The sequence below is a fragment of the Pantoea sp. NPDC088449 genome (assembly GCF_044753225.1).
Classification (GTDB): domain Bacteria; phylum Pseudomonadota; class Gammaproteobacteria; order Enterobacterales; family Enterobacteriaceae; genus Pantoea; species Pantoea floridensis.
The window spans coordinates 2,316,404-2,330,082 of the sequence record NZ_JBIVMT010000001.1 but is presented as its reverse complement, the minus strand read 5'-3'; the positions used below and the strand labels follow the sequence as shown (position 1 = coordinate 2,330,082).

Sequence of the window (13,679 nt, the reverse complement as noted above, 5' to 3'; positions counted from 1 at the left end):
GTCATTAATAATGACTCGTTATTTAACGAGGACGTCGATCCGCCATTAATTTCCGGGAGGTGATATGGAAATTCCCGACAGGTTATTTTTAATTTAACAACGCTTAAGCGTTAATTTAATTCCCCCTTTTTGTGTGCCCGGCACGCAGGGATATTTATTGCCGTAAAAAAGAGGAATGTCATCATGACTGACATGAAACTCAACCAGGACAAAAAAGCCTGGAACACTACGCGCCAGCCGCGTCAAAAAAACCCTCGTTATCTGATTGAAGATGAAGCCGGTTTTACCGCCGATGAAACGCTGGTACGCCTGCGCAGCGATGCGCTTGGCCTGAATGAGCGTGAAGCCGAAGCGCGCTTAGCGGTGTATGGCCGTAATCAGGTGGAACATGACAAAGCGCCGCCGGCGCTGGTGCAACTGCTGCAAGCGTTCAACAACCCGTTTATCTATGTTTTGATGGCGCTGGCGCTGGTGAGCTTTTTCACCGATTACTGGCTGCCGCTGCGCAAGGGGGAGGAGACCGATCTGACCGGTGTCATCATCATTGTGACGATGGTAACGCTCAGCGGTTTGCTGCGTTTCTGGCAGGAGTTCCGCACCAACAAAGCGGCGCAGGCGCTGAAATCCATGGTGCGCACCACCGCTACTGTGCTGCGTCGCGAATCGGCGCAGGAACCGCCTGTTAAACAGGAAGTGGATATCGCCACACTGGTACCGGGCGACATTATCTATCTTTCCGCAGGGGATTTAGTTCCTGCCGATGTGCGTCTGCTGGATTCGCGCGATTTGTTTATCAGCCAGGCGATTTTGACCGGCGAATCTTTGCCGGTTGAAAAGTATGACGTCACGGCCAATGTCACCAGCAAAAGTAGCAGCACCAGCGAGCAGGGCGCTTCACTGCTGGAATTGGGCAGCGTATGCCTGATGGGCACCAACGTCTCCAGCGGCAGCGCCAAAGCCGTGGTGGTGGCGACCGGCAGCGAAACCTACTTCGGCAGTCTGGCGAAATCGATTGTTGGTAACCGCTCACAAACCGCCTTTGACCGCGGTGTTAACAGCGTCAGCTGGCTGCTGATCCGCTTCATGCTGGTGATGGTGCCGATCGTTCTGTTGATTAATGGCCTAACCAAAGGGGACTGGCTGGACGCCTCATTGTTTGCGCTGGCAGTGGCGGTAGGTTTGACGCCGGAAATGCTGCCGATGATCGTCAGTTCCAATTTGGCGAAAGGCGCGATTGCCATGTCACGCCGCAAAGTGATCGTCAAACGCCTGAACGCGATTCAAAACCTAGGCGCGATGGACATCCTGTGTACCGATAAAACCGGCACGCTGACGCAGGACAACATTATTCTCGAGCATCATCTGGATTGTGCTGGAGTAGAAAACTCACGTGTGCTGATGCTGAGTTGGCTCAACAGCCACTATCAAAGTGGCACGCTGAACCTGATGGATCGTGCCATTTTGCAGTATGGCAAAAACCGCGTCAGCGAGGCGGTGGGCGACAGCTACATCAAAGTGGATGAACTGCCGTTTGATTTCATCCGTCGTCGCGTATCGGTGGTGGTACGCGATCGTCGCCTGAATCAGCAGATGCTGATCTGCAAAGGGGCGGTGGAAGAGATGCTGAGCATCGCCACCGCCGAGCGTGAAGGCAAGCTGGTACAGCCGCTGAACGAAACGCGCCGTGCAGAACTGCTCGCGCTGGCGCATCAATATAATGAACAGGGCTTCCGGGTGCTGCTGGTGGCCAGTCGCGTGCTGGCGGAGCCTGGTTTACAGCAGCCGCTAAGCGTGGCGGATGAACAGGGATTAACCGTTGAAGGGCTGCTGACCTTCCTCGATCCGCCGAAAGAGAGCGCGGCTAAAGCGATCGGCGCACTACGTGAAAATGGCGTCAGCGTTAAAGTATTAACCGGCGACAATCCTGTGGTGACGGCGCGCATCTGCCAGCAGGTTGGCATTGATAGCGGTGCGATTGTTACCGGCGATCAAATTGCCCTGATGAGTGACGAGCAGTTGGCGGCCGCGGCGGCGCAAAGTTCCGTCTTCGCTAAACTCACGCCGCTACAGAAATCTCGCATCCTGCGTGCGTTGCAGCAGCAGGGACATACCGTTGGCTTCCTGGGTGATGGCATTAATGATGCGCCAGCGCTGCGTGATGCCGATGTGGGGATTTCCGTCGATAGCGCGGCCGATATCGCGAAAGAATCTTCCGATATCATTCTGCTGGAGAAGGATTTGATGGTGCTGGAAGAGGGCGTAATGAAAGGACGCGAAACCTTCGGCAATATCATCAAGTACCTGAATATGACCGCCAGTTCTAACTTTGGCAATGTGTTCTCGGTGTTGGTCGCAAGCGCCTTTATTCCGTTCCTGCCGATGCTGGCGATTCATCTGCTGATCCAGAACCTGATGTACGATCTGTCCCAGCTGGCGCTGCCGTGGGACAAAATGGACCGCGAATTCCTGCGTAAACCACGCAAATGGGATGCGCGTAATATCAAACGCTTTATGTTGTGGATTGGGCCAACATCGTCAATTTTTGATATCACCACTTTTGCGCTGATGTGGTACGTATTTGCGGCGAATACGCCAGAAATGCAGTCGCTGTTCCAGTCAGGCTGGTTTATTGAAGGCTTGCTGTCACAAACGCTGGTGGTGCACATGCTGCGCACGCAGAAGATTCCGTTCATTCAGAGCCGTGCTGCGCTGCCGGTGCTGTTGACTACCGCATGTGTGATGATCGCCGGTATTCTGCTGCCGTTCTCGCCGCTTGGCACCATGGTGGGTTTAGTGCCGCTGCCGTGGACCTACTTCCCATGGCTGGTGGCAACGCTTCTCGGCTACTGCGTGGTCGCGCAGGGCATGAAAATGCTCTACATCAAGCGTTTCGGTCAGTGGTTTTAAGCACATGGAGACGATATGCGGAACCGGAATCTCAATAAGGTGGTGTTCCATCTGATCTTAATGATGGTGATCATCGTGGTATTAACGCTGGTGTTTCGTTAACAAAAATAAAGGGCAGGATTTCCTGCCCTTTATTTTACTCTTCGTCTGGCTGGTAATACTGCACGCCAATTTCAATGCGCTCGCGACCGCTGGCAACGCGATGTCGATTACTGTCGCGCAGCGAATAAATGCAGCCGCAATACTCCTGCTGATAGAAACGTTCACGCTTGCTGATTTCGATCATGCGTGACGATCCCCCGCCTTTGCGCCAGTTAAACTCCCAATAAAGCATGTCAGGATAGTGGGCTGCGGCACGAACACCGCAGTCGTTAATCTGCTGCATATTCTTCCAGCGCGAAATGCCGAGAGAACTGGTGATTACCGGGAAGCCGTTTTCATGCGCATACAGCGCGGTACGCTCAAAGCGCATATCAAAACACATGGTGCATCGCACGCCGCGCTCCGGCTCCCACTCCATGCCACGCGCACGTTCAAACCAGTTATCTTTGTCGTAATCGGCATCAACAAACGGCACGCCAAACTGTTCGGCAAAGCGGATGTTCTCCTCTTTGCGTAGCTCATACTCTTTCAGCGGATGAATGTTCGGGTTGTAGAAGAAAATGGTGTAGTCAATGCCGGAAGCCAGCATCGCTTCCATCACTTCGCCCGAGCAGGGGGCACAGCAGGAGTGCAGCAGCACTTTATTGTGGCCATTGGGTAAGGGCAGCGGCTGGCGTTTAAAGGTGTCAGACATAAGAGGAACGGGTTGATTGGGTGATGGGTAAAGTCTAAGGGGATTGGATGGAAGATGCAAAAGGGCAGAAGAAGACATTAAAAAAGGCCGCTGTCGCGGCCTCATTGTGGAGCGTGGAAAGTTATTCGCTAACTTTCTTTTTCAGATCGCTGGCACCTTCTTTGGTTTTATTCCAGCCTTTCTGGGTGCCTTCTTTAGTGGCATCCCAACCTTTTTCAGAGCCTTCTTTGGTTTTGTTCCAGGCCTTTTGCGTACCTTCACTTGCTTTGCTGCTCAGGTTATCGCTTTTACCTTCTGCGGCATGCTTAGCTTTCAGCTGCTGCTCTTTGCCTTCGTTCTGCGCCTGATGCAGTTTCTCTTTGGCAGTGTTTGCGCCAGCCTGCGCGTTAGCGACGGTTTCATCAGTTGCATGTGTAGTGGCGGCAAAAGCCGAAGAAGCCAGCAGAAGAGCCGATACTGCAATAATTGTCTTTTTCATAATTCCCTCTTTCATGAAATATGTCGTCTCAGGTATTCATCCTGGCATAAGCCACGATGGAAAGATTTAAGAATAAACCAGGAATGAAAAAGGTCTAGTTTCGGTGGGAAAATCACGCATACATAGCATTTTAGGTCATCGAAGAGAAAACAGAGCCATCCTGGTGATGGCTCAAAAGTTTCAGTCCGCTAACTGCTGCGCAATCGCGCTGTACATGAGTGCGGCTTCCAGCGGCTGAGCATTCATTTTCGGCTCCGCTTCAGGCCAGGTCGACCACTGCACGATAACCAGCTTTTCAGCACGATTGACCATAATCACCTGACCATAAATACCCAGTGCCCACAGCGAATTTTTCAGCGATTTATCAGCGCTGGGTGAAACATTATGCGCATTGGCGGCAACGGCGTTGTTCCACCACTGATAACCATAGGTGCCATCAGGATGGGCGGCTGACACCGAATTGCGCGCCTGCGTCCAGCTGGATGCCTCATCCAGCCAGCCGTCGGGCAGCATTTGCTGACCATTCGGCAAACGACCATTATTCATGATGAATAAACCGAAGCGGCCCCAGTCTTCCAGCGTGGCGTTAAAGCCATGCGCGCCAACGTCGTGCTTTCCTTTTTCATAGGCGTGCCAGACGCCATCACTTGCCATGCCGTAAGGTTTCCAGAGACTTTGCTCAAGCCACGCTGCGATAGACATGCCAGTCGCTTTTTCCAGTACGTCACCAAGCAGCCACGCACCACCGGATGAGTACGACCACGATTCTCCGGCCGGGTGGGCCCGATGCAACTGCTTGATGATGCTTCGTACACAATCATAGGTACCTGGACGTGCTTCGCACTGCGTCAGATGCGCAAAGTCAGAGTCAGGATTGGTGTAATCCTCATTCCAGGCGACACCTGAAGTATGTTGAATCAGTTGCTTCAGCGTCACGCCATTCCAGGCGGTTGTTTTTAGGTCCGGCTCATAATCGGTGACGCGATCGTTAAGTGAATGGATTTTACCCTGTTTGATGGCGATGCCCACTAACGTTGAAACCACGGATTTTCCCACGGAGCGCGAAGTCCATAACGTGTGATCGCTATTACCTTCACCCAGATATTTATAGGCGATCTGACCCTTTTTCAGCACCAGCATACCGCTGACATTTTCCCGTTTCAGGTAATCTTGCAACGAATAGTTTTTGCCGTTGAAGGTATAGCTGGCGTTGCTTAGTGACTGGTTGGCCGTTTTTAACGGCGTTGACTCGCCGTGATGAAAAACATCACCCGCGTAATTGCGGTAATCATTACGAAATCCTACCACGCGATCCGCCTGGCTCCAGCTCAACATCTGATGGGGATCCGGCAGCTTTTTATCAAAAGGCTGCGGGCAAGACGCGAGCATCACGCCACCACAGTTTTGCGTTTCCGCCGCGAAGACAGGTGAAGCGAATGACAAAGTAAGAGTGCTCAGTGAGGCGGCCAGCAGCATCGGTTGTAAAAGACGTTTACTCATTATGTTTTCTACCATTTCAGGAATGAATGCGTAGCAGTATATGAATGGTTTATCCCCTGATAAAATCATTCAAAGGGGGATAATCCCCTCAATTATTGGAGCGTTGTATGTCTGCTTTACGCTATTCATTTTCGCAAATTGAAGCGTTTGCCATGATCGCTGAAACTGGCAGCGTGTCGAAAGCTGCTCAGCTGCTGGGAAAGGACCGCACTACGGTGCGTGACCTGCTGGATTATCTGGAAGATGCACTGGGTTATACGCTGTTCTTTCGGGAGGGGCGCAGGTTGCGCCTGACTGACAACGGCCAACAGCTGCATCGCCAGGCACATCTTTTTCTTCGTCAGGCGCAGGCATTTGAATCGTTTGCACGTGGTCTACCTGCCGCAGTCGAAGAAGAGTTAGTGCTGGTTTACGATCCATTCGTGCCGCACGCATTTCTCCGTGCCTTAATTGAACATATGGCAGCGAATAAAATCCGGTTCAGCGCATGGAGCGGCACACGTGACGAGGCTGAAAGGGCGCTTAAAAATGGGCAAGCACATGTTGCCATTTGCCAGGCACAGCATCGAACGTTGGGTAATGAGATGGAGTGGCAGGCTTTGGGAACCGTCGAACTCAATTTCTACGCTGCCAGGGGATTGTTTAATGATCAACCTCAGCCGGTGACGCTCCTCAATCTTTCGCTGGTTCCGCAGCTGGTGATGCATCACGTCAGCGATGAACAAGTTAGCCGACGATTGCAAATCTCGGGCAAATCACTGTTCGTTAACGATCGTGCCATTCTGCAGCAATTGCTGGAAAGAGGTGCAGGCTGGGGATTCTTGCCGACGCATTTTCAGGCGCAGCAATGGCATGATGTGCAGATATTGTGCACTGAAGTGGGCAATCAGGGGTTGAATATTACGATGGTGACGTTGTGGAATCCTGGCGGCAACAAAAATGCCGTCGCCCAGGCGTTCATTGCAAGTTTGCCTGAAATCTGGCGCAGTATTTATTCATCTTCACGTTCCTTTGCTGCGCGCTGACGTTCGTAGAACTCATCCTCGGCTGCAATGATTTCATCCATCAGCGAATCCACATCAACCTCGTGCACTTCCTCGAAGAAGAGACCGGTAAGCGGCGTTTCTGGCGTTAGTTTTCCATCTTCATATAGCTGCCAGATTTCTTTCGCATAGCGTGTTTGCAATAACTGCGGTGCAAACTGACCGTAGTAAGCGGTGATGTTATTAACATCGCGCTCAAACATCGATTCGGCGTGGTTATTGGCAGCGGCATCGACCGCTTGTGGCAGGTCGATGATGACCGGCCCGTTGGCGTCTTGCAACACGTTAAACTCCGACAGATCGCCATGCACAATGCCTGCACACAACATGCGCACGATGTTACGAATCATGGTGTCGAAATCTGTAATGGCGTCCTTTTCCGAAAGCATCACGTCACTCAGCCGAGGCGCAACCATGCCTTCTGCGTCCGTGACCAGCTCCATTAACAGCACGCCGTCAATGCAAATATAGGGCTGAGGCACGCGTACGCCAGCATTGGCCAGGCGGAATAATGCATCAACTTCTGCGCTTTGCCAGGTCTCTTCTTGTTGCTTGCGCCCGAATTTGGAGCCTTTTTGCATCGCGCGGGTATTACGCGAGTTGCGGACCTTGCGACCTTCCTGGTAATGCACCGCCTGTTTGAAGCTACGCTGCGTGGCTTCTTTATACACTTTGGCGCACTGGATTTTGCCGCCAGTTAAGACGGTGTAAACGTCAGCTTCTTTGCCGCTTCTCAGTCGCTGGAGTACTTCGTCGATCAGGCCATCATCAACGAGGGGTTGGAGTCTATTTGGAATTTTCATGCGGCTTTATACCTTATTTCGGCCGCTTTTCGTATCAATAACACAAACGGCAATACCAGAATGAAGGGATAACCAGGTCGTCAAGCTCACTGATAAAATGCTTAAATTTCAATGGGAAGCCTTTCAGTGATTGACTAGATGCTTATCCATTTTGTCTTGATTGAATGGGATTGTCTCAAAGAATTCAGGCACAAAAAAGCCCGCAGGGTTTACACCGTGCGGGCTTTCAGGACTTAACCGAATGACTCTGGTAATCATCGGTCAAGAATTTTGGGCTGGCGGGAGTTGAACACGGCTGGGTGCTCCGTAATGGTATGAATTTAAGGTGTTTTTTTTGACAAAGGGTACGCGACTGTTCATGCGGCTCCTTTTGAGGGGTTTTCAACGAGTCTGAGGACCCTTTTATCCGTGTGACCGTCATACTCTTCCATATAGGATCCATAGTGGCGAAACAACATTTCGGGCCCCTTATGACCCATCTGTGAAGCCAGCCAGAACAGGTTCGCACCCTGACTGATGTGTTGCGTCGCAAACGTGTGCCGGGTCTGGTAAGGATTGCGGTAACGGATGCCCGCTTTTTTTATGGCCGGCACCCAGGCTTTTTTGCGGATGGCATCCGCACCTGCCCAGGGCTGACCGGTTTTGGGATCTTCAAACACAAAGGCTTCCTTCTTATAGGTGAACGCCTTTTGCTGGTTAAGCGCCTCCAGGGCTTCATCATTCAGATCGACCTTTCGTTTACCTGCGCGTGTTTTGGTCGTCTTGATGATCCCGACTACACTCGCGTTCTGTACACTGGCTTTCCGTTTGTCGAAATCAATATCCTTCCACGCCAGCGCACAGAGTTCAGAACTTCGCAGCCCTGTATTGATGGCAAACCGGAAGAGATTTTCCCATTGCCGGTTACCGGCAGCACGAAGCAGGGCCGTCACTTCATCCGGTGAGAGCGGATCAACCACATAGTGGCTATCTTCTGACCGCTGGCTGCGGTAACGGGATGCTTTGACCAGCGACACCGGATTGACCGGGATAACCCCGTCAATCACTGCTTCATCCAGAGCCGAGCGCAGAAATGAAAGCTGGTTCCGGATGGTTTTCAGCACGGTGGTCTGATTTTTAATCCAGTTTTTTAACAGCGCTGGCGTCAGTTCTGCTGCACGTATCTCGTGCAGGTCCCTCAGGGCCTCCATACACTTCTTATAGCCCCGAATGGTGGATGGCGAGAGATTGCGGGTCTGGCAGATGGAGAGATACTCCGTGAGGTAGTGTCTGATCTGACTGCCGTTACCCGTTTTGCCGAATATTTTCAGCTTGGAAGACTTAGGAAAATAGTCGGCATAATTAAACGCTCCCCGCCCGATGTTGTTATAAATTTCGCCCAGTAATCTCTCCGCGTATTTGATGTTTTTGGGATTTACCGCCAGATGTGAAAGTGGCTCTCTGCACTTCACACCTTTATAGGTGAACGTAATATTGATCGTGTCATCATTTCGATGTTTGCGAAGGGTTACTCCGCGTGGCAGTCGGACGTTTGTCGTGCCCATTTGTTTACCTCTTCTAAATCAATCCAGCGTTCTTTGGCTCCATTGACCTTAAGAACATGTTTCCCTTCCAGCCAGAACCCACGCAGAACGCGTTTGGTCACAGCTTCGGGTGTTTCTCCTGTTTGTTTGCAATACATTGAAATCGGCACGCAGTGCAGATTGAGCATATTTCCCTCCAGGGTAAGATCATTGTCCGCAGTGGAGTATTCCAGCGAACTTGTGAAACCCGGCTGTTAAGCCGGGCAGTGACTTAACGGCAAATCATCCAGCTGATAGCCACAAGTAATGAGGCCGTGCTCAGCATTCCCGTCAGCAAGCCCACACCAACGGTAACGGACTGAATGAATGCTCCCAATAGCAGGCGTAATGGTTTTATCTGGCTGTTCGGGCATTTCTTGTGACATGGATTGAATGTTTGGTAAGGGGTGAGGCTGGTGGATATTCAGGGATTTTCATGCAGCCCCTGGTGAATGACTGTGAACGCGACCGCAAGCTGGATAAGAATGTGCAGAAGGAAAAGCAACATGATTATTACCAGGCTGCCAGTGTCATTGCTGCACTGACCGGACATAATTTCCGATAATGCGCTCATGCTAATCCTCCTCTTTATCTTCACGTATGCCCCAGCCGCGCATCAGGGCATTCTCACAAAAATTACTTCGGTCCTCGGCCCATCGTTTGTTACTGGGCTGGCGAGCCAGCTCTGACGCAGCCAGCCAGGTCGCAGCCGCAAAGGCATAAGCGCCGGCATTTTCGGTTTCAGCAGCGATGATGGCCAGCCGCAAAAAAGGTGATGGTGCAGGAGAAGCGACAGGCAGTTTTATCGGCTGTTTACCTTTTCTCAGAGGTGAGGTGGTGAGGATCTCAGCTGCACGGTGGTCTGGCGACAGACACGCATCTGAGGCTGAAACCGGTGAATTGGTGGCGTTCATCATGGCTTACCTGGCTGCAGAAAAATTTCAATCACCCGGTCGAATCCCACCTGTAACAACGGCAGCGGTGGCTGAGGGGGTAAGGCGGGTGGTGGGGGTGACGAGAAACTGGCACCCGTCAGGATGTTTTTGTCTGAAAATTCAATAGAGCGAATGGCATGAAAAGGGCGAGCAAAAGCAGCATCGCCCTTGATGTGTTGCGGCATCATGGGGAATGTTCCTCTGTGTTATGGGGAGGGGACTAAATCTGGTTGTCGTAGTCAGCGTGGCTGAGCAATGACCAGTGAAGACCATTGTCTTTAGATAACAGGCGCCAGCCAGGCGAGACGGGAATAGTCAGATAACGGTATCGGTATGTTTTTCTGGCACGCAGAGTACCGGCATGCCATTGCGTCAGTTTTAGTCTGGCACGTTGCCTGATTCGTACGGGTGACTGAGGTTTGGCCATTTCAGTCTAATGTCTCCGTTTAAGCGTAAAAAAAGCCGCCTTTGCTGGCGGCCGGTTCAGTCGGACGGTAAAGGCGTTGTCTTAGTTTTCTTCTTCGGCTGATTCACAGCTGGGACATACCGGACGCAGGTCAGGGTGGAGCTCAAAAATCGGATTCAGGACCGACTCATACATGTCATCCAGCGATTCAATAACGTGAAAGTGGTAATGTTCTGACTCCTCCTCAGAAACTTTGCCCTCCTGCTCAAGTGCGTCCAGTTTTGCGAACGAACCGGTAATGAGCTTCGCGGCTGATAGCAGGGCCTCAGAAGCGCATTGGGCTGCTTCACGATTTTGCATAGGTGACCTCCAGGTCAGTTGATTGCCTTTTCATGCCGGGTGGCATAGGGAATGAACGAAAGGGGTTAAGACTGGGTTAATGGATAATGATGATGCGTGTATGGCGAATAAAGTCCTCCATTTCAGCGCCCACATCGTGCCAGTGAGTCAGTGCCTGAAGCACATCAGTACGGGACTGACAGTGGCAGGCATTCACATAGGCCTGCACATGGATGAGTGCGAGGCGTTGCATTTCTTTCTGAGACAGGGCTTCGGTAGGTTTGGCTTTGGACATAGTAGTCTCCGGGTTAAAGGCAATAAAAAACCCGCCGTGGCGGGTTGTCGTGTTAAAGATGATCGGTAAGTTCCATCATGCTGCGTAGCAGCTTTAACGGGTTGATTTAAGGGGGTTTTACTGGCAAAAGAAAATCTGACCTTTGCAAATTTTCACGGTGGAGGATGTGACGTGGATAAATTCGACCGGGAACTTCAGCGGGAGCTGCTTCTCGCGCTTTATAACGCTACACCGGATGGCTTGGACTATCAGATTTATAATGAAATGGAAGCTAAGTTTGATGGTCAGTTAAACTTGATTGCAAACCTTATTTATCTTCAGGGCCACGGCTTGCTCACCTGCAGAATAGACCAATACCTGGATGATGAATTTGAAGTTGATAGCGGACAGCTAAAGATCACCAGTAAAGGAATCGACTTCATTCGGAACGATGGCGGGCTTGGCGCTATTCTCAATGTTATCAACGTCAGATTACATAGCAATACAGTCGATAAATTAGAAGCCATTATCAAAAATTCCTCGGCTCCTGTTGAAGACAAGGCGTCGATGATTTCAACACTTCGTAAGCTTCCAGAAGATGCCATAAAACATTTGAATCTGAAATTACTGGATGTGGGGCTTTCCCGGATGCCGGACGTATTTCACGCAATTCAAAACGCGATGCACAACCTGTAATTGCGTCCATATCATCAATCTTACAAAACTTACCCCAACCTAAGTTTTTACTCAGTAATACCCAAAAATCATCCGGATGGTCCGACTGTACGATAAAACCATTCGGATGAAAAAAAGCGCTATAGATTTGCATTGACTGTCCTCACTCAAGCATTGCCAGAAGTAGGTTCAACCTTTTCGACCAAAAGCGGTCTTATTTTTTCCTAAACGATAGAGAGCAACTTGCGGCAGACAGCAATTATCGAAACTGTCATAGATTTTCGACGGCTGAAAGGAAAGCGCTTTATCCACACGGGATAGCTCTTTGTGGCTTGATGCACCGTCTCTGAGGATTTCATCTGTTGCGGCAGGGTTGTATAGCTCTACCGGTAGTGACCCGGCCTCAATAGCCTGACGGTGCTTAACCACTGCACGAACACGGCTCAGGTGTCTGCGCCATTTGGCATTTCTTTTCATAACGGTTCCCCTCTCTGAAGGTGAAAGTTCGTTATAAATCGCTCGGTAAACGACTGATTGCAATGTCCTGACAATGCAATCAGTCGCAAGAGAGTTGGTGCGTTCTCGGCACCGGCATAGAGCTTCCCGCTCGTTTTTAAAGAACTAAATTGCTTTGCCTCCCATAAAAGGTATGTACATTACCCATAAAAATACCCTGGGTTATAGTGGCGCGTCAATAGCTATAGGTTTTGAGGTTGATGAAGATGAAATAAAGGTTTTAATAATCATATCGTTAAATTGATTCTTTCTTATGCGAGCAAACTAGTGAGCGACATCAATAGATACCTAAGGGTATGGTTTTGCTAGGGCACGAATCTTCTGAATAGAAGTGGGAGAGCTAGATGAGTATCGAATTACTTCGAATTGGGGCTGGAATTTATGTTGAAGTCCGCCCTAGTAAAAAATTATCTAAGGCGGTTATCACAAGCTATCGCTTAAGTGAGCGTGACATAAAAATTATCAAACCAATAATTTTTACACCATCTTCAATTGAAATCGGCTCAACTCTTGAGTCTGGATCCAGTAAGGTCCCGCCTGCTCCAATTGAATAGCGGTATACTGATGTTTTGCCTTCTATATCAGCAAGAACGTAGTCGCGTGATGCAGGTTTTTCATTGGTATCAATAACTACTAATGATCCTGCTGGTAGGTCGGGATAGCCAGTATCATGCTTTAACAAGTAAGCTCTGACATCCAAGGAGGTAATCAGGTCTGGAACTACAGTAAATGAGTCAGTCGGTCCCGATTCATCCCAAATTCTGACTGCTTTTACATCGTTATAGTGTATTTCTGCCTTATCCTTATCTAGGTGGAAGTCTGAATTTTTAGTTTGATCCAAGTTATTAAACATCCCCCCCGCGCCATTTGCTAACCAGTCAGGACTTACATCTAAAACCTTAGCGATATCTACAATTTTCTTGGAGGTTTTGCTTTTGCCTGCTGTGATTTTCCATATGCTAGGTTGAGACATCCCTGCTGATTCAGCAAGTTTTGCTTGAGAGAAGCCCCTCATCTCCATGGCCTTTTTCAATCTTTCCGATAACGTATTCATTTTCCTCTGAAGCGAATCTAAAGGGTTATTCAATCGAACATATAGCCAGAGGTATCGCCAGTCAAATACCTATGGGTATTGCTTATGGGTATTTTTATGGTTATTGTTTTACGGTTTTTCAAGCATAAGGTTTAGAGCATGGTTCATGAAGCGATTAAAGAGGCCGTTAAAATTGCAGGAAGTCAAAAGAAGCTTGCTGCTCAGGTGGGTGTTAGTCAGCCAAATGTTTGGTCCTGGTTGCACCAGAGAAAAAAAGTCTCACCAGAACGTGTGGTACGCATAGTTCAAGCAACTGAAGGGAAAGTAAAAGCCTTTCAAATTCGGCCTGATTTACCTGATTTGTTTCCCCCTCCAAAACATGAGTAAAAAGTAAAAATTTTGTTAATCCAGA

17 protein-coding genes are annotated in these 13,679 nt (G+C 49.9%); 5 read left to right on the top strand and 12 right to left on the bottom strand.

Annotated elements, in window-relative coordinates; all coding sequences use genetic code 11:
- Nucleotides 1–183: 183 nt before the first annotated feature.
- Entirely contained in the window at nucleotides 184–2,907 is a 2,724-nt protein-coding gene (gene mgtA / locus ACIP6T_RS11150; RefSeq protein WP_400456960.1) for a magnesium-translocating P-type ATPase, read from the top strand.
- Between the two features lie 136 nt (nucleotides 2,908–3,043).
- On the opposite strand, the gene ACIP6T_RS11145 is transcribed toward mgtA, so the two are convergent.
- The 3 genes from ACIP6T_RS11145 to ACIP6T_RS11135 form a co-directional block, all read right to left on the bottom strand.
- Nucleotides 3,044–3,703, bottom strand: coding sequence for an epoxyqueuosine reductase QueH (locus ACIP6T_RS11145; protein WP_097096347.1), 660 nt, complete (start codon nucleotides 3,701–3,703; stop codon nucleotides 3,044–3,046).
- A 121-nt stretch (nucleotides 3,704–3,824) separates the two neighbouring features.
- Nucleotides 3,825–4,181: a hypothetical protein gene (locus ACIP6T_RS11140; RefSeq protein ID WP_064739688.1), complete on the bottom strand. Its 357-nt coding sequence runs from the start codon at nucleotides 4,179–4,181 to the stop codon at nucleotides 3,825–3,827.
- A gap of 180 nt (nucleotides 4,182–4,361) precedes the next feature.
- Nucleotides 4,362–5,681: a serine hydrolase domain-containing protein gene (locus ACIP6T_RS11135; RefSeq protein ID WP_400456957.1), complete on the bottom strand. Its 1,320-nt coding sequence runs from the start codon at nucleotides 5,679–5,681 to the stop codon at nucleotides 4,362–4,364.
- 107 nt (nucleotides 5,682–5,788) lie between these two features.
- On the opposite strand from ACIP6T_RS11135, the gene ACIP6T_RS11130 reads away from it, so the two are divergent.
- Entirely contained in the window at nucleotides 5,789–6,706 is a 918-nt protein-coding gene (locus tag ACIP6T_RS11130; RefSeq protein WP_400456955.1) for a LysR family transcriptional regulator, read from the top strand.
- On the opposite strand, the gene ACIP6T_RS11125 is transcribed toward ACIP6T_RS11130, so the two are convergent.
- From ACIP6T_RS11125 to ACIP6T_RS11115, 3 genes are all read right to left on the bottom strand, one after another.
- Nucleotides 6,673–7,527: a PA4780 family RIO1-like protein kinase gene (locus ACIP6T_RS11125; RefSeq protein WP_400456953.1), complete on the bottom strand. Its 855-nt coding sequence runs from the start codon at nucleotides 7,525–7,527 to the stop codon at nucleotides 6,673–6,675. The two genes, ACIP6T_RS11130 and ACIP6T_RS11125, sit on opposite strands and share 34 nt — an antisense overlap.
- A 356-nt stretch (nucleotides 7,528–7,883) precedes the next feature.
- Nucleotides 7,884–9,071 (bottom strand): Arm DNA-binding domain-containing protein, encoded by a 1,188-nt coding sequence (locus tag ACIP6T_RS11120; RefSeq protein ID WP_400456951.1) that lies wholly within the window; start codon nucleotides 9,069–9,071, stop codon nucleotides 7,884–7,886.
- Nucleotides 9,035–9,238, bottom strand: a complete 204-nt coding sequence (locus ACIP6T_RS11115) for an excisionase (RefSeq protein ID WP_097118679.1) — start codon at nucleotides 9,236–9,238, stop codon at nucleotides 9,035–9,037. The genes ACIP6T_RS11120 and ACIP6T_RS11115 overlap by 37 nt, the downstream gene beginning before the upstream one ends.
- 287 nt (nucleotides 9,239–9,525) lie before the next feature.
- On the opposite strand from ACIP6T_RS11115, the gene ACIP6T_RS11110 reads away from it, so the two are divergent.
- On the top strand, nucleotides 9,526–9,654 hold the full coding sequence (locus ACIP6T_RS11110; RefSeq protein ID WP_400456949.1) for a hypothetical protein: 129 nt from the start codon (nucleotides 9,526–9,528) through the stop codon (nucleotides 9,652–9,654).
- Nucleotides 9,655–9,664: 10 nt separating this feature from the next.
- On the opposite strand, the gene ACIP6T_RS11105 is transcribed toward ACIP6T_RS11110, so the two are convergent.
- The 4 genes from ACIP6T_RS11105 to ACIP6T_RS11090 form a co-directional block, all read right to left on the bottom strand.
- On the bottom strand, nucleotides 9,665–10,006 hold the full coding sequence (locus tag ACIP6T_RS11105; RefSeq protein WP_400456946.1) for an ANR family transcriptional regulator: 342 nt from the start codon (nucleotides 10,004–10,006) through the stop codon (nucleotides 9,665–9,667).
- On the bottom strand, nucleotides 10,003–10,212 hold the full coding sequence (locus ACIP6T_RS11100) for a hypothetical protein (protein ID WP_400456944.1): 210 nt from the start codon (nucleotides 10,210–10,212) through the stop codon (nucleotides 10,003–10,005). Before ACIP6T_RS11100 ends, ACIP6T_RS11105 begins: the two co-directional genes overlap by 4 nt.
- A gap of 320 nt (nucleotides 10,213–10,532) precedes the next feature.
- On the bottom strand, nucleotides 10,533–10,790 hold the full coding sequence (locus tag ACIP6T_RS11095; RefSeq protein ID WP_400456942.1) for a hypothetical protein: 258 nt from the start codon (nucleotides 10,788–10,790) through the stop codon (nucleotides 10,533–10,535).
- Nucleotides 10,791–10,866: 76 nt separating this feature from the next.
- The gene (locus tag ACIP6T_RS11090; protein WP_400456940.1) at nucleotides 10,867–11,064 is read right to left on the bottom strand and encodes a hypothetical protein; all 198 of its coding nucleotides are present in this window, start codon (nucleotides 11,062–11,064) and stop codon (nucleotides 10,867–10,869) included.
- Nucleotides 11,065–11,235: 171 nt separating this feature from the next.
- On the opposite strand from ACIP6T_RS11090, the gene ACIP6T_RS11085 reads away from it, so the two are divergent.
- Entirely contained in the window at nucleotides 11,236–11,739 is a 504-nt protein-coding gene (locus ACIP6T_RS11085) for a hypothetical protein (protein ID WP_400456938.1), read from the top strand.
- A gap of 168 nt (nucleotides 11,740–11,907) precedes the next feature.
- On the opposite strand, the gene ACIP6T_RS11080 is transcribed toward ACIP6T_RS11085, so the two are convergent.
- Complete coding sequence (locus ACIP6T_RS11080) at nucleotides 11,908–12,195, bottom strand: hypothetical protein (RefSeq protein ID WP_400456936.1); 288 nt, start codon at nucleotides 12,193–12,195, stop codon at nucleotides 11,908–11,910.
- A 469-nt stretch (nucleotides 12,196–12,664) separates the two neighbouring features.
- The gene (locus tag ACIP6T_RS11075) at nucleotides 12,665–13,288 is read right to left on the bottom strand and encodes a helix-turn-helix domain-containing protein (RefSeq protein WP_400456934.1); all 624 of its coding nucleotides are present in this window, start codon (nucleotides 13,286–13,288) and stop codon (nucleotides 12,665–12,667) included.
- Nucleotides 13,289–13,426: 138 nt separating this feature from the next.
- Between ACIP6T_RS11075 and ACIP6T_RS11070 the strand changes: the two genes are divergently transcribed.
- Entirely contained in the window at nucleotides 13,427–13,654 is a 228-nt protein-coding gene (locus ACIP6T_RS11070; RefSeq protein WP_400456932.1) for a transcriptional regulator, read from the top strand.
- The last annotated feature ends 25 nt before the right edge of the window (nucleotides 13,655–13,679 follow it).